Source organism: Enterobacter sp. I4 (assembly GCF_022669095.1).
GTDB lineage: Bacteria > Pseudomonadota > Gammaproteobacteria > Enterobacterales > Enterobacteriaceae > Enterobacter > Enterobacter pasteurii.
Map to the genome: position 1 here is coordinate 1162021 of NZ_JALBUO010000001.1, position 18257 is coordinate 1180277.

Annotated in this window: 16 protein-coding genes and 6 tRNA genes; 9 read left to right on the plus strand and 13 right to left on the minus strand. The window is 54.1% G+C overall.

The genetic code is table 11. The annotated features are described in order from the left end of the window. Nucleotides 1-297: 297 nt before the first annotated feature. The gene (cysK, locus tag MOQ06_RS05490; RefSeq protein WP_006811453.1) at nt 298-1269 is read right to left on the minus strand and encodes a cysteine synthase A; all 972 of its coding nucleotides are present in this window, start codon (nt 1267-1269) and stop codon (nt 298-300) included. A gap of 163 nt (nt 1270-1432) precedes the next feature. Beyond that, complete coding sequence (gene cysZ, locus MOQ06_RS05495; protein WP_242171832.1) at nt 1433-2194, minus strand: sulfate transporter CysZ; 762 nt, start codon at nt 2192-2194, stop codon at nt 1433-1435. A 229-nt stretch (nt 2195-2423) separates the two neighbouring features. Here cysZ and zipA point away from each other — a divergent pair, with 229 nt between their 5' ends. From zipA to MOQ06_RS05510, 3 genes are all read left to right on the plus strand, one after another. Then, the gene (gene zipA, locus MOQ06_RS05500; protein WP_242171836.1) at nt 2424-3377 is read left to right on the plus strand and encodes a cell division protein ZipA; all 954 of its coding nucleotides are present in this window, start codon (nt 2424-2426) and stop codon (nt 3375-3377) included. Between the two features lie 68 nt (nt 3378-3445). Continuing rightward, nucleotides 3446-5461, plus strand: coding sequence for an NAD-dependent DNA ligase LigA (ligA, locus tag MOQ06_RS05505; RefSeq protein ID WP_242171839.1), 2016 nt, complete (start codon nt 3446-3448; stop codon nt 5459-5461). Between the two features lies 1 nt (nt 5462). Next, nucleotides 5463-5678: a DUF3820 family protein gene (locus MOQ06_RS05510; protein ID WP_242171842.1), complete on the plus strand. Its 216-nt coding sequence runs from the start codon at nt 5463-5465 to the stop codon at nt 5676-5678. Here MOQ06_RS05510 and MOQ06_RS05515 read toward each other — a convergent pair. Continuing rightward, nucleotides 5675-6670 carry a bile acid:sodium symporter family protein gene (locus tag MOQ06_RS05515; RefSeq protein WP_193356696.1) on the minus strand — a complete coding sequence of 332 codons (996 nt, stop codon included), beginning with the start codon at nt 6668-6670 and terminating at the stop codon, nt 5675-5677. The two genes, MOQ06_RS05510 and MOQ06_RS05515, sit on opposite strands and share 4 nt — an antisense overlap. 89 nt (nt 6671-6759) lie before the next feature. Between MOQ06_RS05515 and MOQ06_RS05520 the strand changes: the two genes are divergently transcribed. Beyond that, entirely contained in the window at nt 6760-7701 is a 942-nt protein-coding gene (locus MOQ06_RS05520; RefSeq protein WP_148419991.1) for a LysR family transcriptional regulator, read from the plus strand. On the opposite strand, the gene MOQ06_RS05525 is transcribed toward MOQ06_RS05520, so the two are convergent. From MOQ06_RS05525 to MOQ06_RS05545, 5 genes are all read right to left on the minus strand, one after another. Next, nucleotides 7692-8036, minus strand: coding sequence for a FlxA-like family protein (locus MOQ06_RS05525; RefSeq protein WP_176609810.1), 345 nt, complete (start codon nt 8034-8036; stop codon nt 7692-7694). The two genes, MOQ06_RS05520 and MOQ06_RS05525, sit on opposite strands and share 10 nt — an antisense overlap. Before the next feature lie 122 nt (nt 8037-8158). Further along, nucleotides 8159-8234 (minus strand) — tRNA-Lys (locus MOQ06_RS05530). Between the two features lie 4 nt (nt 8235-8238). Further along, nucleotides 8239-8314, minus strand: a tRNA-Val gene (locus tag MOQ06_RS05535). 29 nt (nt 8315-8343) lie between these two features. Continuing rightward, nucleotides 8344-8419 (minus strand) — tRNA-Val (locus tag MOQ06_RS05540). A gap of 41 nt (nt 8420-8460) precedes the next feature. Continuing rightward, nucleotides 8461-8536 (minus strand) — tRNA-Val (locus MOQ06_RS05545). Nucleotides 8537-8794: 258 nt separating this feature from the next. Here MOQ06_RS05545 and gltX point away from each other — a divergent pair. Continuing rightward, on the plus strand, nt 8795-10210 hold the full coding sequence (gltX, locus tag MOQ06_RS05550; protein WP_242171847.1) for a glutamate--tRNA ligase: 1416 nt from the start codon (nt 8795-8797) through the stop codon (nt 10208-10210). Between the two features lie 51 nt (nt 10211-10261). Here the strand turns inward: gltX and MOQ06_RS05555 are convergent, their stop codons facing one another. Then, nucleotides 10262-10648, minus strand: coding sequence for a YfeC-like transcriptional regulator (locus tag MOQ06_RS05555; RefSeq protein ID WP_242171853.1), 387 nt, complete (start codon nt 10646-10648; stop codon nt 10262-10264). A 1-nt stretch (nt 10649) separates the two neighbouring features. Next, the gene (locus MOQ06_RS05560) at nt 10650-11012 is read right to left on the minus strand and encodes a YfeC-like transcriptional regulator (protein ID WP_148419988.1); all 363 of its coding nucleotides are present in this window, start codon (nt 11010-11012) and stop codon (nt 10650-10652) included. A gap of 218 nt (nt 11013-11230) precedes the next feature. Between MOQ06_RS05560 and MOQ06_RS05565 the strand changes: the two genes are divergently transcribed. The 3 genes from MOQ06_RS05565 (at nt 11231) to MOQ06_RS05575 (ending at nt 13824) form a co-directional block, all read left to right on the plus strand. Beyond that, nucleotides 11231-11306, plus strand: a tRNA-Ala gene (locus tag MOQ06_RS05565). 41 nt (nt 11307-11347) lie between these two features. Beyond that, nucleotides 11348-11423: transfer RNA gene (locus tag MOQ06_RS05570), tRNA-Ala, on the plus strand. A 211-nt stretch (nt 11424-11634) separates the two neighbouring features. Beyond that, nucleotides 11635-13824: an EAL domain-containing protein gene (locus MOQ06_RS05575; protein WP_193354520.1), complete on the plus strand. Its 2190-nt coding sequence runs from the start codon at nt 11635-11637 to the stop codon at nt 13822-13824. A 45-nt stretch (nt 13825-13869) separates the two neighbouring features. Here the strand turns inward: MOQ06_RS05575 and nupC are convergent, their stop codons facing one another. Continuing rightward, nucleotides 13870-15057, minus strand: coding sequence for a nucleoside permease NupC (nupC, locus tag MOQ06_RS05580; RefSeq protein ID WP_148419986.1), 1188 nt, complete (start codon nt 15055-15057; stop codon nt 13870-13872). A 345-nt stretch (nt 15058-15402) separates the two neighbouring features. Between nupC and MOQ06_RS05585 the strand changes: the two genes are divergently transcribed. Further along, on the plus strand, nt 15403-16641 hold the full coding sequence (locus tag MOQ06_RS05585; protein WP_148419985.1) for an Nramp family divalent metal transporter: 1239 nt from the start codon (nt 15403-15405) through the stop codon (nt 16639-16641). A 29-nt stretch (nt 16642-16670) separates the two neighbouring features. On the opposite strand, the gene MOQ06_RS05590 is transcribed toward MOQ06_RS05585, so the two are convergent. Further along, nucleotides 16671-17012 (minus strand): DUF2502 domain-containing protein, encoded by a 342-nt coding sequence (locus MOQ06_RS05590; RefSeq protein ID WP_193354521.1) that lies wholly within the window; start codon nt 17010-17012, stop codon nt 16671-16673. Nucleotides 17013-17138: 126 nt separating this feature from the next. Next, entirely contained in the window at nt 17139-18137 is a 999-nt protein-coding gene (gene mgrA / locus MOQ06_RS05595; RefSeq protein WP_242171856.1) for an L-glyceraldehyde 3-phosphate reductase, read from the minus strand. Nucleotides 18138-18257 lie beyond the last annotated feature (120 nt).

Sequence of the window (18257 nt, forward strand, 5' to 3'; positions counted from 1 at the left end):
GTTTAGTGTTGTGGAACTAAAGTCTAGCCTGGCGACTTAACTTTAGCCTGTATAGTTAGCGCTGACGTTTCAATCGTCATTAAACATTATGCAGTGAAAGCAAGACTTGAACCAAATCATAAAATCGATTCAGCAGCGCTATTTCCTTCACTGATTAATTTCGCGCATCAAAATAATTGCTGGTTTAAATACCAGACCCAACGGGGTGAAGCAATGCCAGGAGGGGTAAAAGTTTGAAGCAGGCCACAAAAAAGCACCTGAAAAGGTGCTTTTTTACGCGTTTTTAACATACTGGCATCACTGTTGCAGCTCTTTCTCTGTGAAGAGATCGGCAAACAGTGCGGTGCTCAAGTAACGCTCACCCGAAGACGGTAGGATAACCACAATATTCTTGTTGGTAAAGGTTTCATCTTCCAGCAGCTTAAGGGCTGCCGCAACTGCCGCACCGGAAGAGATGCCTGCCAGAATACCCTCTTCGTCCATCAGGCGACGCGCCGTGGAGATAGCTTCTTCATTGGTAATGGCCACGACTTTATCAATCAGCTTCAGATCCAGGTTGCCTGGAATAAAGCCCGCGCCGATACCCTGAATTTTGTGCGGGCCAGGTTTGATCTCTTCACCCGCCAGCGCCTGCGCTATAACCGGAGAATCGGTTGGCTCAACGGCAACGGTAATCAGATCTTTTTTACCCTTCGTGCCTTTAATATAGCGAGACACGCCGGTCAGGGTGCCGCCGGTGCCGACGCCGGAGATAAACACATCGACCTGGCCGTCGGTATCTTCCCAGATTTCCGGGCCCGTGGTTTTCTCGTGGATTTCCGGGTTAGCCGGGTTGCTGAACTGCTGAAGCAGCAGATATTTTGCCGGATCGCTGGCGACGATCTCTTCCGCTTTCTGAATCGCGCCCTTCATGCCCTTCGCGCCTTCGGTCAGGACCAGATTTGCTCCCAGCGCCTTCAGCAGCTTACGGCGTTCAATGCTCATGGTTTCAGGCATGGTCAGCGTCAGCTTATAGCCGCGCGCCGCCGCAACATAGGCCAGCGCGATCCCGGTATTGCCGCTGGTTGGTTCAACCAGCTCAACGCCCGGCTTCAGCACGCCACGTTTTTCAGCATCCCAAATCATATTCGCACCGATACGGCACTTAACGCTGAAGCTCGGGTTACGTGATTCGACCTTCGCCAGAATGCGTCCATTACCGATACGGTTCAGTCGAACCAGGGGCGTATGACCGATAGTCAGCGAGTTGTCTTCATAAATCTTACTCATGGCCTGTCCTTAACTGTATGAAATTGGGATACCGACCCAGCATACCTGTTGAACAGGTATGGGGAAGTAAGGAAATCGCATATCTATATGCTGCAAGGAAATAATGGGGATCAGTATGGAATAAGGGATAGCATAAGCTACCCCTTGTTTACACATTTTTGCATTATTTCCATAACGCGTGCTTTGCACGATAGCAGTCAACCCACATCGCCGTAGCACCGCATACCGCAACCGGCATGATGAACAAGTTGAGGAAAGGAATCATGGTGAACAGGCTGGTGAGCGCGCCGAACTGCATATTAGCAACCTTCCGGCTGCGCAGAGCTGTGCGCATTTCCTTAAACGGCACCTTATGGTTATCAAACGGGTAGTCACAGTACTGGATGGCAAGCATCCAGGCGCTGAACAGGAACCACAGCACGGGCGCGACCGTCTGGCCGATGCCGGGCACAAAATAAAGGATAAGCAGCACGACCGCGCGCGGCAGGTACCAGGCAAACTTTTGCCATTCGCGCTTCATAATGCGGGGGATGTCTTTCATGATCCCCAGTACGCCCGTGTCGGGTGGCGTTGCACCGGTAAGGCGCGCTTCCAGCTGTTCGGCCAGCAGGCCGTTGAACGGCGCGGCTATCCAGTTCGCAATCGTCGAGAAGAAATAGCCGAAGACCAGCAGCACGGAAATAACCGCAATTGGCCAGAGCAGGTAGTTAAGCCACTGTAACCAGTCCGGCACATAGCTCATAAGGGACGGGATCCAGCTTTCCAGCCTGGTGAACAGCCACCAGAAGGCGCCGCCCATCAAAATAATGTTGATCAGCAACGGCAAGATCACGAAGCGCCGAATGCCCGGCAGGGAGACCAGTTTCCAGCCCTGAGAAAAATACCAGACCCCGCTGCGTGGGGCAGAAGAAGATGTTGAAACCATACCAGGCTGTACTCCTTTTTACACAACCAGTGGAATTGCCCGCCTATATTATCCAGTTACGGGACAATGACCAGTTCGGAAATGTTCGAAAAACCAGCAAAAAGCACGATTTAGTTCATCTTTATGCTGTGAATGCTCTGCACACACTTGCACTTGACGTAAACGGCAAATACTCTTAGTGAGTAAATGTTTGCCGTGGTGGCAAGGTGTTAGAACAACAGAGAATATAATGATGCAGGATTTGCGTCTGATATTAATCATTGTTGGCGCGATCGCCATAATCGCTTTACTGGTACATGGTTTCTGGACCAGCCGTAAAGAGCGTTCCTCAATGTTTCGCGATCGTCCACTGAAGCGCATGAAGTCCAGTCGTGATGACGATGACGTGGAAGACGACATCGACGGGCTGGACGATGACGGCGTGGGTGAAGTTCGTGTTCATCGGGTCAATAGTGCGCCCGGCGCGGTTCATGGGGAGCATGAAGCCCCCCGCGCTCCGCAGCACCAGTATCAACCGCCGTACGCCTCTGCCCAGCCGCGCCAGCCAGCGCCGCAGCCGGTGGAAGAGCCTGTGCGTCAGGCGCCTCCGCAGCCTGTGCAGCAGCAGCCCGCGCCACAACCTGCGCCGCCAGTTCAGCAGCCGCAGCCGGTGCAGCCGCCGCAGCCTGAACCCGTGCAGCCTGCGCCACAGCCCGCACCTGCTCCGCGCGTAGAGCCTGAGCCGGTCGCAGAGCCAGAACCGGTTGTTGAAAAGCCGCAGCGTAAAGAAGCGGTGATCGTCATGAACGTGGCCGCCCATCATGGCACCCATCTGAACGGCGATGTGCTGCTTAACAGCATTCAACAGGCGGGCTTCAAATTTGGCGATATGAATATTTTCCATCGTCATTTGAGTCCTGACGGCAGCGGTCCGGCACTGTTTAGCCTGGCCAATATGGTGAATCCAGGAACGTTTGACCCGGAAATGACCGGTGATTTCGTCACGCCGGGCGTAACCATCTTTATGCAGGTGCCGTCCTACGGTGACGAACTGCAAAACTTTAAGCTGATGCTCCAGTCCGCTCAGCACATTGCCGACGAAGTGGGCGGTGTGGTGCTCGACGACCAGCGTCGAATGATGACGCCGCAGAAGCTGCGCGAATATCAGGACCGCATCCGCGAAGTTAAGGAAGCTAACGCGTAATCGTCGCGTTTACTTCAACTCCTCCTCAACCCCCGCCTGTCGGGGGTTTTTCTCATTGATGGTGCGATATGGACTCAATCGAACAACAACTTACTGAACTGCGAACCACGCTTCGCCATCATGAATATCTCTATCATGTTATGGACGCCCCGGAAGTGCCGGATGCGGAATATGACCGCCTGATGCGCGAGCTGCGCGAGCTGGAAGCCCGCCATCCGGAGCTGATTACGCCCGACTCCCCGACGCAGCGCGTCGGCGCGGAACCGCTTGGCGCATTCAGCCAGGTGCGCCACGAGGTGCCGATGCTGTCGCTGGATAACGTGTTTGATGAAGAGAGTTTTCTGGCTTTCAACAAGCGCGTGCAGGATCGCCTGAAGAGTGTCGACAACCTGAGCTGGTGCTGCGAGCTGAAGCTGGACGGTCTGGCCGTCAGTATTCTTTATGAAAACGGCGTAATGGTGCGTGCCGCGACCCGCGGCGATGGCACCACCGGGGAAGATATCACCACCAACGTGCGCACCATCCGTGCGATCCCGCTGAAGCTGCGCGGCGATAACATTCCCGCGCGGCTGGAAGTACGCGGGGAGGTGTTCCTTCCGCAGGCGGGCTTCGAGAAGATCAACGAAGAAGCGCGCCGCACCGGCGGAAAAGTATTTGCGAACCCGCGTAACGCGGCGGCAGGCTCTCTGCGTCAGCTCGATCCGCGCATCACCGCGAAGCGACCGCTTACTTTCTTCTGCTACGGCGTCGGGATCCTGGAAGGCGGAGAACTGCCTGATACCCACCTGGGACGTTTACTCCAGTTCAAAGAGTGGGGCTTGCCGGTAAGCAACCGCGTGCAGCTTTGCGACTCCCCTGAGGCGGTGCTGGCGTTCTATCACAAGGTAGAAGAAGATCGTCCTGCTCTCGGGTTTGATATTGACGGCGTGGTGATCAAGGTTAACTCCCTGGCATTGCAGGAGCAGCTGGGCTACGTGGCTCGCGCGCCTCGCTGGGCGGTGGCCTTTAAATTCCCGGCCCAGGAGCAGATGACCGTCGTTCGCGACGTGGAGTTCCAGGTTGGCCGTACGGGAGCGATTACGCCGGTAGCGCGTCTGGAGCCGGTACAGGTGGCTGGCGTGCTGGTCAGTAACGCCACGCTGCACAACGCCGATGAAATCGCGCGTCTGGGCCTGCGCATTGGCGACAAAGTGGTTATTCGCCGCGCGGGGGATGTGATACCGCAGGTGGTTAACGTTGTGGAATCAGAGCGTCCCGCCGATACCCGCGCCATTGAGTTTCCGGCCCACTGCCCGGTATGCGGTTCGGACGTAGAGCGCGTGGAGGGTGAAGCGGTAACGCGCTGTACGGGCGGGTTAATCTGCGGGGCACAGCGTAAGGAGTCGCTCAAGCACTTTGTCTCCCGCCGGGCGATGGACGTCGACGGAATGGGTGACAAGATTATCGATCAGCTCGTTGAAAAAGAGTACGTCCATACGCCAGCAGACCTCTTTACGCTGACGGCAGGTAAGCTGACCGGCCTTGACCGGATGGGGCCAAAATCTGCCCAAAACGTGGTCAATGCGCTGGAAGCGGCAAAAAATACAACCTTTGCCCGTTTCCTTTACGCGCTCGGCATTCGTGAAGTGGGGGAGGCGACGGCGGCAGGCCTGGCGGCCTATTTCGGCACGCTGGACGCGCTGGAGAAAGCCAGCATAGAAGAGTTACAGAAAGTCCCGGATGTGGGCATTGTGGTTGCAACCCACGTCTTTAACTTCTTCGCCGAAGAGAGTAACCGCGAGGTGATCGGCAAATTGCTGGAGCAGGGCATTCACTGGCCCGCGCCGGTAGTGGTTAATGCAGAAGAGATCGACAGCCCGTTCGCGGGTAAAACGGTGGTCCTGACCGGTAGCCTGAGCCAGCTCTCGCGCGATGATGCGAAGGCGCGTCTGGTGGCGCTGGGGGCAAAAGTGGCGGGCAGCGTGTCGAAGAAAACCGATCTGGTAATTGCCGGGGAAGCGGCCGGCTCCAAGCTCGCCAAAGCGCAGGAGCTCGGCATTGACGTGATCGACGAAGCGGAAATGATGCGTCTGTTAGGAGAATAACGTGGAAAAAGAGCAGCTCGTTGAGATCGCCAATACGGAGATGCCGTTCGGTAAATATAAGGGCCGCAGGCTCATTGATTTGCCGGAGGAGTATCTGCTGTGGTTTGCCCGTAAGGACGAGTTTCCCGCCGGGCGTCTGGGCGAGCTGATGGCCGTCACGTTACTGGTTAAAACCGAGGGGCTGACCCATCTGGTTCAGCCCCTGAAGCGTCCTTAAGCCTTTGCGGCGCGGGTCTCTTCCTGCGCCAGTTTTTCCGTCTGCGCCTTGTAACGGCGCGCCAGTACCGCACAGACCATCAGCTGGATCTGGTGGAAAATCATCAGTGGCAGCACCATCATCCCAATGACAGAGGTCGGGAACAAAATATTGGCCATCGGGATCCCGTTGGCCAGGCTCTTTTTCGAGCCGCAAAACACGATGGTGATTTCATCGGCTTTACTGAAGCCGCATTTGCGGGCCACGAAGACGTTAACCGCGATGACGATCGCCAGCAGAACGATACTGACCACAACAATAAACAGCAGCGAACCGGCCCCCACCTTGTGCCAGATGCCGTTGACAACGGCTTCGCTAAAGGCGGTGTAAACCACGAGCAGAATCGAGCTCTGATCCGTTTTCGCGATCCATTTTTTGCGTTTAGCCACGAACGCGCCGATCCAGGGGCGGGACAGGTGCCCAAGCACAAACGGCAGCAGCAGCTGCAGGCAAATTTTACCCACCTGCTCCAGGTTACCCTCCGCGCCGTGCATATTCATCAGCAGACCAACCAGCAGCGGGGACACAAAGATCCCCAGCAGGCTGGAAGCGGAAGCGGAGCAGACCGCCGCCGCGACGTTGCCGCCCGCCAGTGAGGTAAAAGCGATGGCGGACTGTACGGTGGCCGGCAAAATACACAGATAGAGGAAACCGGTATAAAGCGCCGGATCGACGTTCACCGGTGCCCACCAGGCAAACAACACCCCCAGCACCGGGAAGAGGATAAAGGTGCTGCACATTACCCAGAGATGCAGCCGCCAGTGGCTGCCGCCTGCAATAATCGCTTCCCGGGAGAGCTTGGCGCCGTGCATAAAGAACAGCAGCGCGATGGCGGCCGTGGTCAGCCCTTCAATAACTGGAACGAAACCGCCGCGCGCCGGGAAGAAGGAGGCCAGCAGGACGACGGCAATAAGGGTCAGCGTAAACGGATCAAGGATACGAAAAAGTTTCATAATCACTCCTGAAATCAGATATCGCTATTGTGCTTTCTTCCCTTTGAGAAATAAAATTGATTTATTGCATCCATTCATGAATTAATCAGATGAATTATTCACTACGTCAGCTTCGCGTTTTTGTTACCGTCGCGCAGGCCCGCAGCTTTAGCCGGGCAGGGGAGATGATCGGCCTCAGCCAGTCGGCGGTCAGCCATAGCGTTAAGGAGCTGGAAACCCAGACCGGCGTAAAGCTCCTTGACCGCACGACGCGGGAAGTGGTGCTCACCGAAGCAGGACAGCAGCTGGCCGCGCGTCTGGAGAGGCTGCTGGATGAACTGAACAGCACGCTGAGGGATGTGGGCCGGCTCGGGCAACAGCTTTCCGGCACCGTGAGAGTGGCGGCGAGCCAGACGATCTCCGCGCACCTTATCCCCCAGTGCATCGCTGAAGGCAACCTGCGCTACCCGGATATCGATTTTGTTTTGCACGACAGGCCGCAGCAGTGGGTGCTGGAGAGCATCCGCCAGGGCGAGGTGGATTTTGGCATCGTTATTGACCCCGGCCCGGTGAGCGATCTGGTTTCGGAGGTTGTCCTGTCTGAACCTTTCCTGCTGCTGTGTCGCGACGACGATCCGCTGGCATTGTTACCGCAGGTGGGCTGGCAGTCGCTCCAGGGGGCGAATCTGGTTTTGCAGGATTACGCGTCGGGAAGTCGCCCGCTGATTGACGCAGCCCTGGCGGCGCAAGGCGTTCAGGCTACTATCGTTCAGGAGATCGGCCACCCCGCAACGTTATTCCCCATGGTAGAAGCGGGAATCGGTATCAGCGTATTGCCGGCGCTGGCGCTGCCCCTGCCGCAGGGAAGCCGCCTGGTTGTTAAGCGTTTTACCCCAGCTATCGAGCGTCAGCTGATGCTGGTACGCCGTAAAAATCGCTCGCTCTCGGGAGCGGCGCAGGCTATCTGGGAAGTGGTGCGCATACAGTCTCAGAAATTAACCCAGGCCCGCACGCGCGACCCGCTGTTTAGCGTTTCTGATTGTCAGATATAGACATCAATCTGACGATCGTCGGAAGGGTGATTAACCCCTTCGGCTTTACCCAGCATTTGCTCCTGCTTTTTCTGCGCTTCTTCGGCCTGCTGGCGCTGCAACTGTGCCAGCTGCGCCTGTAGCATTTTGATTTGCGTCTGGATCAGCTCCTGCTGCTTTTTCTTTTCTTCTGCGCTGGCGGAGCTATCGGCAAGCTCTTTTAACTGTTGAGTAAGCTTTGTGATCTGCTTCGTGATCCGCATGATTTGTGCGGAGATATCGTTGCCGCTCACATTTCCGCTGCTGCCGGTGCTTTGGCTCTGAACGGATGGCGTTGATGCATGAATGGTGGTCATCTTTATTCCTCTTGCCATAAATAAGAGGTATCGGCACGGCGGCGGGGAGCTTGAGAAAAACTGCAGCAGAAGGTGCTGTATCGCAGATAGCAAAAAAGCGCCTTTAGGGCGCTTTTTTACATTGGTGGGTCGTGCAGGATTCGAACCTGCGACCAATTGATTAAAAGTCAACTGCTCTACCAACTGAGCTAACGACCCGAAATGGTGGGCGATGACGGGCTCGAACCGCCGACCCCCTCCGTGTAAAGGAGATGCTCTACCAACTGAGCTAATCGCCCATTTCGGAACTACTGCGATAAGGTGAGAATGGTGGGCGATGACGGGCTCGAACCGCCGACCCCCTCCGTGTAAAGGAGATGCTCTACCAACTGAGCTAATCGCCCAATCTCAATTCTTATCTACACTGCGAGCCTACCGAAGTAGATGGTGGGTGATGACGGGCTCGAACCGCCGACCCCCTCCGTGTAAAGGAGATGCTCTACCAACTGAGCTAATCACCCCCGCTGTGTGGAGTCGCATTATAGGGAGAGTTGAAAATGAGTCAACGCATTTTCTAAAGTTTTTATTCGTTCGTCGTAAAATTAGTCAAAACGATCGCAAAACCGACTGCGGCGCATGATTTCTAAACAAAAACAGCAATCTCGGGCCGGATAAAGTGATCGACATTGAGGAATCGGCCCACAGTGATAGAATATTGCCCATTGTTTTCTCCCCAGGATTTGCCGATTACCGGCATCTTTATAACGTAAGGCCATTTCATGAAAATCAAAACTCGCTTCGCGCCGAGCCCGACAGGCTATCTGCACGTCGGTGGTGCACGTACTGCTCTCTATTCCTGGCTTTTCGCACGTCACAACAAAGGTGAGTTTGTGCTGCGTATTGAAGACACCGATCTTGAGCGCTCAACGCCGGAAGCAATTGAAGCCATTATGGATGGGATGAACTGGCTGAATCTGCAGTGGGATGAAGGCCCTTACTTCCAGACCAAACGTTTTGACCGCTATAACGCCGTGATTGACGAGATGCTGGTCGCGGGTACCGCCTATAAGTGTTACTGCTCCAAAGAGCGCCTGGATGCGCTGCGCGAAGAGCAGATGGCAAACGGTGAAAAACCACGCTATGACGGCCGCTGCCGTCATGACCACAGCGAACATGCCGCTGACGAACCGTGCGTGGTGCGTTTTGCTAACCCGCAGGACGGCTCCGTTATTTTTGATGACCAGATCCGTGGCCCGATCGAATTCAGCAACCAGGAACTGGACGACCTGATTATCCGTCGTACCGATGGTTCTCCTACCTATAACTTCTGCGTGGTGGTGGACGACTGGGATATGGAGATCACCCATGTGATCCGTGGGGAAGACCATATCAATAACACGCCTCGTCAGATCAACATTCTCAAAGCGCTTAACGCGCCAGTGCCGGTGTATGCGCACGTATCAATGATCAACGGTGACGACGGTAAAAAACTGTCCAAGCGTCATGGTGCGGTGAGCGTGATGCAGTACCGTGATGACGGCTATCTGCCGGAAGCGCTGCTGAACTATCTGGTGCGTCTGGGCTGGGCTCACGGCGATCAGGAGATCTTCAGCCGCGAAGAGATGATCGAGCTGTTCTCTCTGAACTCGGTGAGCAAATCTGCCAGTGCGTTCAACACTGACAAGCTGCTGTGGCTGAACCACCACTACATCAATACCATGCAGCCAGAATATGTGGCGACGTACCTGCAGTGGCATATTGAGCAGGCAAATATCGATACCCGTACCGGCCCCGAGCTGGCGGATCTGGTAAAACTGCTCGGCGAGCGTTGTAAAACGCTGAAAGAGATTGCCCAGAGCTGCCGCTACTTCTATGAAGAGTTTGACGAGTTCGACGCCGACGCGGCGAAGAAGCATCTGCGTCCGGTTGCGCGCCAGCCGCTGGAAGTGGTGCGCGACAAACTGGAAGCCATTACCGAGTGGACTGCTGAAAATGTTCACCACGCGATTCAGGCTACCGCTGATGAGCTGGAAATCGGCATGGGTAAAGTTGGCATGCCGCTGCGCGTTGCGGTGACGGGGGCAGGCCAGTCTCCGGCGCTGGACGTGACCGTTCATGCGATCGGTAAATCACGCAGCATTGCGCGTATCAACAAGGCGCTGGGTTTTATTGCCGAGCGTGAAAGCCAGCAGTAATACTTGCGTGTGACGATAAACGGCAGGGTGACCTGCCGTTTTTTATGTCTGCTATTCAGCAATACCGAGACGTGTAAGAAAACCCTGCAAGCCTTCGCGGGCGAGCAACGTGCGTAAACGTTCCTGTTCGGCAGTCGTCATGTTTTCCAGCGAGTCGATGATTTGCGGAAGCAGGCTCGCTGAGGTCGCCACGCCATACGGGGAAGGACTTTCCGCCAGCTGGTATATGGCGCGTCGGTTACGAATGGCAGGAAGGCTGATGATATGCTCTTTTACGTGAGCATCGATACAGACCACCCTTGCTCTTCCACCCTTTACACCGTTAATGCCCTCTGTTTTCCAGCCTTTTTGTCGTATCCAGCGATTAACGGTTTGTCGGGCTACGCCCAGACTGTCCGCCAGTTCTTCCGTGGTCATTTTGCTGCGTAATCTTTTCATATCAGCTCTGTTCGCGAATCCCTAAACGTTGCAATAATCCGGTAATCCCTTCCCGCAGTAACAGAGAGGTTAACTGCTTTTGCTCATCCGGCGTCATTTCATTCGCCAGCGTCAGAAGCAGGGCATGAAGCGAACCGTCGTGGTAAGCATTTTCCGGCATGTCCGGCGTCTCTGTTGCCCGGCGCGCGCTGCGAATAAAGTCGCGCACCTTATCATTGACGTGTACCAGACGCGCCTTGCCGCCCTGAACGCCTGGCTTTGGCGAAGTAATCCAACCCTCTTTACGTACCCATTTATTGATGGTCTGTCGGCTATAGCCAGTCAGCAAGGCTAACTCTTCTGGCGTCATTCGTTCCTTGATCATGCAATTTCCTGAATATCTGTGGGGTTAATTTAGTGGTTCATTTTATAGCACCGTTTTACGTGAAAACGTGACAGGCTTAACTCCTGACTGCGAGCAGGCTCGCAAAGTGGTTTATTTGCATGATTTTTCGGCGATTGAAAGGCAGAGACTGAATTTGCCGTTGACACTCTGCGGCGGAATTCATATTATGCCGCCCGTCAACATGACAGCTTTACGATGGGGCTATAGCTCAGCTGGGAGAGCGCCTGCATGGCATGCAGGAGGTCAGCGGTTCGATCCCGCTTAGCTCCACCAAACTCTGAACCCAACAGAGTGCGGTCGGTAAAGTAACATGTGGGGCTATAGCTCAGCTGGGAGAGCGCTTGCATGGCATGCAAGAGGTCAGCGGTTCGATCCCGCTTAGCTCCACCAAAATTTAAACCCTCGTCGCAAGACGGGGGTTTTTTTATATGTTGTAAAATATTTTTACTGGTTTTGTTGCCGATTACGTCGTTTTCTATACCTCACCTCAATCCAAATCAATAAACATGTCCATAATTAGACTTGAACTTGATTCGTGCAATTAATAAACCTATTATCCATGCGGTCAATAAGACGATGGTAAAATAGATTTTCTTAATTAATGAATAGAAAAATATACAATAATGTAAAGATATTTATCATTGCCCTGGCGCTATGCCTGTTTGTGATACCCCTTTCCCGTTATGTTTCTCCGCGCGCCATTGTAAACGAAAATGATGTTTATTTAGCATGGTTGCCGCTGAGCGCCATGCTCGCCATCGTGCTGTTATTCGGGCGACGGGCAGTCATTCCGCTGCTGTTTGGTTTTAGTTTTACTAACATATATAATCTTGATTTAGCACCGCTACAATCTGCCGCGCTATTATTTTGTCAGACGTTCGCGGTTTTTGCGGCATGCGGCGTAATCCGCCTGCTGCTGGGCAAGCGCTGGCGGTACAGCATGCCAAATAAGTCTGTTGGTATTCATATATTCTGGCTCGGTTTTATGGTACCTGTCGGTATCAAATTATCAATGTATCTGGCTGGCTATTTATTTGATTTTCCGGTGACAATCTCCTCTTATTTCGGCGAAGGCTCCGCAATTTATAATGTTATCGATATTCAGAGCCTGATTTGCGCCGCGCTGATTTTTACCATGATGTTCTATTATCCATTAAGAATGATTATTAATCCCCGTTATGCCCGCACGTTCTGGCGACGCAGCGTTAAGCCTCTGTTCGCAGACAGAAAAGCCGTATTTACAGTAGTGTGGCTAATGCTTTTAGTCTCCCTCATTGCAATTTTGTGTGCGCCTTTTGAATCGCAGATTATTGCAGGCTATTTGATGCCTTTAGTTTTCATTCTTTTCACGCTTGGTATTGGTCGCCTGAGCTATGCTCCCATCTCGCTGCTGTGGGCAGCGTCGGCGCTCATGCTATTGACCTATAATTATAATTTCCTCAACGGCGTTGAGTCGGGTCACTCGCTCTCCTTTATCCTGTCTGTTCTGATCTCATTCGCCATTTGCCTGCTTTTTATGTCGCGGATTTACCAGAAAAGCGAGTGGCTAAAGCAGGGCTGGCAGGACAGGGCACTTACCGATCCGCTCACCGGTTTGCCCAACGTCCGCGCGCTGGAAGCGTTCCTGCAAACACATCCAGACGCCAGGGTGTGTTGTCTGCGCCTGGATAACCTCGAGTTCCTGAGCCGCTACTACGGCATTCTTATGCGCGTGCACTGTAAAAAGATGATTGCCACGTCGCTGCAACCGCTTTTGCAAAAAGACGAGAAGCTCTTCCATTTGCCTGGAAGCGAGCTGGTTCTGGTATTGCTGGGGCCGGGCACCGCCGAGCGGCTGCAATACATGGTTGACCATCTGAACAGCCGTAAGATTATCTGGAACAAGACGGAGCTGGACATTGAGTTTGGCGCATCCTGGGGAGAAGTGCCGGATGGTGAAAGCCTGCACCACACGCTGGGACAGCTGAGCTGGCTCTCCGAGCAGTCTTGTGCCGGGCATAATGTGCTGGCGTTAACGAACAGCCTGGACGATGTCTCCGGGCAGACAACGGACAGGGTGCTGATGCTGGCCCGTATCAAACGCGCCCTGGATATCGGCGGGATTCACCTGTACGCCCAGCCCATTCAGAACGCGCGCGGGGAAGGCTACTTCGAAATTCTTTCTCGCCTGGAAAGTGAGGGCGAGATCGTCACCCCGGACCGTTTTATCCCGCTGATTGCGCAGTTTAACCTGAGCCACCGGTTCGACCTCAACGTGGTGGAAAAGCTGCTGGTCTGGCTGCGCGATCACCCGTCCAGCGAGGCCGGAACGCGTTTTTCCGTTAATCTGATGCCGCTGACGTTAATGCAAAATGAGAGTGCAGCAGAGATTATCGCGCTTTTCGAACGCTATGCCGTCGCGCCGCAGGATATCGTTATCGAGATTACCGAGGAGCAGGCGTTTTCCGACTCGGGCAGCAGCATGAAAAATATTCAGCTGCTGCGGGATTACGGCTTTCGTATCGCCATTGATGACTTCGGTACCGGATATGCCAATTTTGAGCGCCTGAAGCGGCTGGAGGCCGATATCATCAAGATTGATGGCTGCTTTGTGAAAGATATCTGTACCGACAGCATGGATGCGATGATCGTGCAGTCCATTTGCAATCTGGCAAAAACAAAATCCCTTTGCGTGGTGGCTGAATATGTAGAGTCGCCGGAACAGCGTGAGGCGCTACTGGGCCTTGGCGTGGATTACATGCAGGGGTACTTAATCGGCAAGCCTGTGCCGCTCACGGCGCTGGAGACATAAAAAAACCGGGAGCGAAAGCTCCCGGTTTTCGTTAAGCGGTCAGTATTACAGAACCAGAGCTGCAATAGAGGCAGACAGTACGCTCACCAGCGTTGAACCGTAAACCAGCTTCAGGCCGAAGCGAGAAACCACGTTACCTTGCTCTTCGTTCAGGCCTTTAATCGCGCCAGCGATGATACCGATAGAAGAGAAGTTCGCGAAGGAGACCAGGAACACGGACAGAATGCCTTCCGCACGTGGAGACAGCGTGCTGGCAATCTTCTGGAGATCCATCATCGCCACGAATTCATTGGAAACCAGCTTGGTTGCCATGATACTTCCCACCTGCAGCGCCTCGTGCGCCGGCACACCCATTACCCAGGCGACCGGATAGAAGATGTAGCCCAGGATACCCTGGAAGGAGATCCCCAGAACGGCCGCAAACAGGGCGTTCAGCGCTGCAATCAGCGCGATGAAACCAATCAGCATCGCGGCAACGATAATCGCGACCTTGAAACCAGCCAGAATGTATTCACCCAGCATTTCGAAGAAGCTCTGTCCTTCATGCAGGTTGGACATCTGGATGTTCTCTTCGCTGGCGTCCACGCGGTATGGGTTGATGATCGACAGAACGATAAAGGTGCTGAACATGTTCAGAACCAGCGCCGCAACCACGTATTTTGGCTCCAGCATGGTCATATACGCGCCCACGATAGACATGGAAACGGTAGACATTGCGGTCGCCGCCATGGTGTACATGCGGTTGCGGGACATCTTGCCGAGGATATCTTTATACGCGATAAAGTTTTCAGACTGGCCCAGGATCAGCGAGCTGACGGCGTTGAACGATTCCAGCTTGCCCATGCCGTTGACTTTGGACAACAGGAAACCAATCGCACGGATAACCACGGGCAGAACGCGGATGTGCTGCAGGATCCCGATCAGGGCGGAGATGAAGACGATAGGGCAGAGAACCTTCAGGAAGAAGAAGGCCAGACCCTGATCGTTCATGCTGCCAAAGACGAAGTTTGTCCCTTCGTTGGCAAATCCGAGCAGTTTTTCGAACATTTCGGAGAAGCCTTTCACGAAGCCGAGGCCTACATTGGAGTTCAGGAAGAACCACGCAAGTAAAACTTCAATGACCAGCAGCTGGACAACATAGCGAATACGAATTTTTTTGCGGTCTGTGCTGACCAGCAATGCAAGTGCAGTAACGACAACGAGTGCCAGGACAAAATGAAGGACGCGGTCCATATTTGCTCCAAATATGAGGCAGGTTTAATTTCCGTGCACATTCTATGTAACAAGCACAAAGAAAACGAGATCAAGGCCACACTATAGTTACATCCTGTGACGAGTCTCAAAAATAGTGATCAACAATACATTTTTGTTATGTTAGGTAAATGAGTGAAAAGTTAAGTTTGTGTGCTACGCTTCACAAATGTTCGTGCATTTTCACATTCTGTGATATCGCTCCACCTGCCTGTCTATCGTTCCCGGCTATCAGAGAAATCATGTTAACCACTTTAAATGATCTTGATAATCATTCTCATTTTGATAGCATAAAACATAGCAAAGGCTATATTTCCAGAGGCAGAAATGACTAACAGTCGCGTAGAGCGTAGCAGCGGCAGGGCGGCACGCAAGTTGCGGTTCGCATTAATGGGACCTGCATTCATTGCCGCTATTGGCTACATCGATCCGGGTAATTTTGCGACCAATATTCAGGCCGGAGCCAGTTTCGGCTATAAGCTGCTGTGGGTGGTGGTGTGGGCTAATCTGATGGCAATGCTGATTCAGATGCTCTCGGCCAAACTCGGCATTGCCACCGGAAAAAACCTGGCGGAGCAAATCCGCGACCACTATCCGCGACCGGCGGTATGGTTTTACTGGGTTCAGGCGGAAATTATCGCCATGGCCACCGATCTCGCCGAGTTTATCGGGGCGGCGATCGGGTTCAAGCTCATCCTCGGCGTCTCCCTGCTGCAGGGGGCTGTGCTGACGGGTATCGCCACGTTCCTTATACTGATGCTTCAGCGGCGGGGACAGAAGCCCCTGGAGAAAGTTATCGGCGGCCTGCTGCTGTTTGTCGCTGCCGCCTATATCGTTGAGCTGGTATTCTCTCAGCCGAACCTGGCGCAGCTGACGAAGGGAATGGTAATCCCTTCGCTACCTACGTCCGAAGCCGTATTTCTGGCGGCCGGGGTGCTGGGGGCAACCATCATGCCGCACGTTATTTATCTCCACTCTTCCCTGACCCAGAACCTGCATGGTGGGACGAGTAAGGAGCGTTACTCCGCGTCGAAATGGGACGTGGCTATCGCGATGACCATCGCCGGATTTGTGAATCTGGCAATGATGGCGACCGCCGCTGCCGCCTTCCACTTTAACGGACATACCGGTGTCGCCGATCTCGATCAGGCCTATCTGACGCTGGAGCCGTTGCTGAGCCATGCCGCTGCCACAATTTTTGGCTTGAGCCTCGTTGCCGCCGGTCTCTCTTCGACGGTTGTAGGCACGCTGGCAGGCCAGGTGGTTATGCAGGGGTTCGTCCGTTTCCATATTCCGCTGTGGGTGCGTCGCTCGGTAACTATGCTGCCTTCTTTTATTGTCATTCTGATGGGGCTGGATCCAACCCGCATTCTGGTGATGAGCCAGGTATTGCTGAGTTTCGGAATTGCGCTTGCGCTGGTGCCGCTGCTGATCTTTACCAGTGACAAAACGCTGATGGGCGAGCTGGTCAATACGGCGCTGGTGAAACGCACCGGATGGGCCATCGTGCTGGTGGTCGTGGCGCTAAACCTGTGGCTGCTGGTCGGCACAATCGCAGGGCTATAAAAAAAGGAGCCGCAAGGCTCCTTTCAGAATTAATGGTGATGGCCGTGTCCGCGGCCTCTCCCGTGACCCCTGCCGCCGTGGCGGTCATCGCGGTCGCGCCAGCCTTCACGGTAGCCGCGTTCATAGGCTTTGCGTTTATCCCAGCCGCGGTGATAGCCGTTGTCGTGTTTCCACCAGCGGTTTTTACGCCATTCATAATGACGATGCCAGTAGTCACGGTCGCGCCAGTAGCCACCGTCCCAGTATCTGCCGTAGTCATCACGATCGCCAATTTGTAATTTTACGGATGGCAACAGGGTGATTTCGCCCGCAGTGGCGACCAGCGGGGCCGAAGCCAGTAATACCGCTGCAAGAATCAGTGACCTGAACATACTTTTCTCCTTCACGATCGGGGCCGTTGTCCGGCCTGTTAACGCAATATTAAGGGGTGGTAAAGCCCCTTATCATCGCCTCAACTCCGAAATCACAGGTGAGAGCACTTTTTGTTAAAGATGATTTTATGTTGTGCTACTGAGTATGTTGTCGATCGCAATTAACTCGTCCGCAGAGAAATGCAAATTCTCCAGCATGCCGACCGCATCATCGATTTGTGCGGTCTTACTTGCACCAATCAGCACTGAGGTAACGGCTTCATGGCGCAGGATCCACGCCAGGGCCATCTGCGACAGCTTCTGCCCGCGGCTTTCGGCCAGAGCGTTAAGCTGTTGAACCTTTTCCCGTTTCTCTTCGGTGATCTGCTCTGGGTTAAGAAACTTACTGCCGCTGGCTGCGCGGGAATCTGCGGGTATACCGTGGAGATAGCGATCGGTCAGCTGTCCGCCCGCCAGGGGAGAGAAAGGAATACAACCCACCCCTTTCTGCTGCAACACCTGGAGCAAACCCGCTTCCGGAGCGCGTTCGAACATGGAGTACTTCGGCTGGTGGATAAGACAGGGCGTGCCCAGATCCTCCAGTATTTCAATCGCCTGTCGCGCCAGCTCTGCCGGGTAGTTGGACAGGCCGATGTACAGCGCTTTGCCCTGGCGCACCAGATGGTCAAGCGCTTTCATCGTTTCACCGAGCGGCGTTTCCGGATCGGGACGGTGGTGATAGAAAATATCCACATACTCGAGTCCCATGCGTTTGAGGCTCTGATCCAGGCTGGAGATCAGATATTTACGCGAACCCCAGTCGCCGTAGGGCCCATCCCACATGGTGTAGCCCGCTTTGGTGGAGATGATGAGCTCATCGCGCCAGGGCAGGAAATCCTCCTGCAGGATGCGCCCGAAGTTACGTTCGGCTGAGCCGGGAGGCGGGCCGTAGTTATTGGCAAGGTCAAAATGCGTAATACCTAAATCAAAGGCGCGCTGTAAAAGTTGACGGCTGTTTTCGAGTAGCGTCGCGTCGCCAAAATTATGCCAGAGCCCCAGCGAGATGGCGGGTAGCCTGAGTCCGCTCTGCCCGCAGCGGCGGTACTGCATTGTCTGGTAACGATTTTTGTCAGGCTGATAGCCCATAGTCATGTCCTCTGGCGAAGGTAAGAAAAGTCAGTGTATGCGTTTACACTAACCTGAAGAAAATGAGAATAGCCGAGCTTTTTTCGTAAAGCATTCTTTCCATAACCTGTTTGTCGCCAA

What these genes read in the sequence shown, in the direction of transcription:
- MOQ06_RS05520 (WP_148419991.1), top strand. Translation starts at nt 6,760, where the DNA reads ATGAATTATTCACTACGTCAGCTTCGCGTTTTTGTTACCGTCGCGCAG.
- cysZ (WP_242171832.1), bottom strand. Translation starts at nt 2,194, where the DNA reads ATGGTTTCAACATCTTCTTCTGCCCCACGCAGCGGGGTCTGGTATTTT.
- MOQ06_RS05590 (WP_193354521.1), bottom strand. Translation starts at nt 17,012, where the DNA reads ATGTTCAGGTCACTGATTCTTGCAGCGGTATTACTGGCTTCGGCCCCG.
- MOQ06_RS05555 (WP_242171853.1), bottom strand. Translation starts at nt 10,648, where the DNA reads ATGAAAAGATTACGCAGCAAAATGACCACGGAAGAACTGGCGGACAGT.
- mgrA (WP_242171856.1), bottom strand. Translation starts at nt 18,137, where the DNA reads ATGGGCTATCAGCCTGACAAAAATCGTTACCAGACAATGCAGTACCGC.
- MOQ06_RS05585 (WP_148419985.1), top strand. Translation starts at nt 15,403, where the DNA reads ATGACTAACAGTCGCGTAGAGCGTAGCAGCGGCAGGGCGGCACGCAAG.
- nupC (WP_148419986.1), bottom strand. Translation starts at nt 15,057, where the DNA reads ATGGACCGCGTCCTTCATTTTGTCCTGGCACTCGTTGTCGTTACTGCA.
- MOQ06_RS05515 (WP_193356696.1), bottom strand. Translation starts at nt 6,670, where the DNA reads ATGAAACTTTTTCGTATCCTTGATCCGTTTACGCTGACCCTTATTGCC.
- gltX (WP_242171847.1), top strand. Translation starts at nt 8,795, where the DNA reads ATGAAAATCAAAACTCGCTTCGCGCCGAGCCCGACAGGCTATCTGCAC.
- MOQ06_RS05575 (WP_193354520.1), top strand. Translation starts at nt 11,635, where the DNA reads ATGAATAGAAAAATATACAATAATGTAAAGATATTTATCATTGCCCTG.
- cysK (WP_006811453.1), bottom strand. Translation starts at nt 1,269, where the DNA reads ATGAGTAAGATTTATGAAGACAACTCGCTGACTATCGGTCATACGCCC.
- MOQ06_RS05525 (WP_176609810.1), bottom strand. Translation starts at nt 8,036, where the DNA reads ATGACCACCATTCATGCATCAACGCCATCCGTTCAGAGCCAAAGCACC.
- MOQ06_RS05560 (WP_148419988.1), bottom strand. Translation starts at nt 11,012, where the DNA reads ATGATCAAGGAACGAATGACGCCAGAAGAGTTAGCCTTGCTGACTGGC.
- ligA (WP_242171839.1), top strand. Translation starts at nt 3,446, where the DNA reads ATGGACTCAATCGAACAACAACTTACTGAACTGCGAACCACGCTTCGC.
- zipA (WP_242171836.1), top strand. Translation starts at nt 2,424, where the DNA reads ATGATGCAGGATTTGCGTCTGATATTAATCATTGTTGGCGCGATCGCC.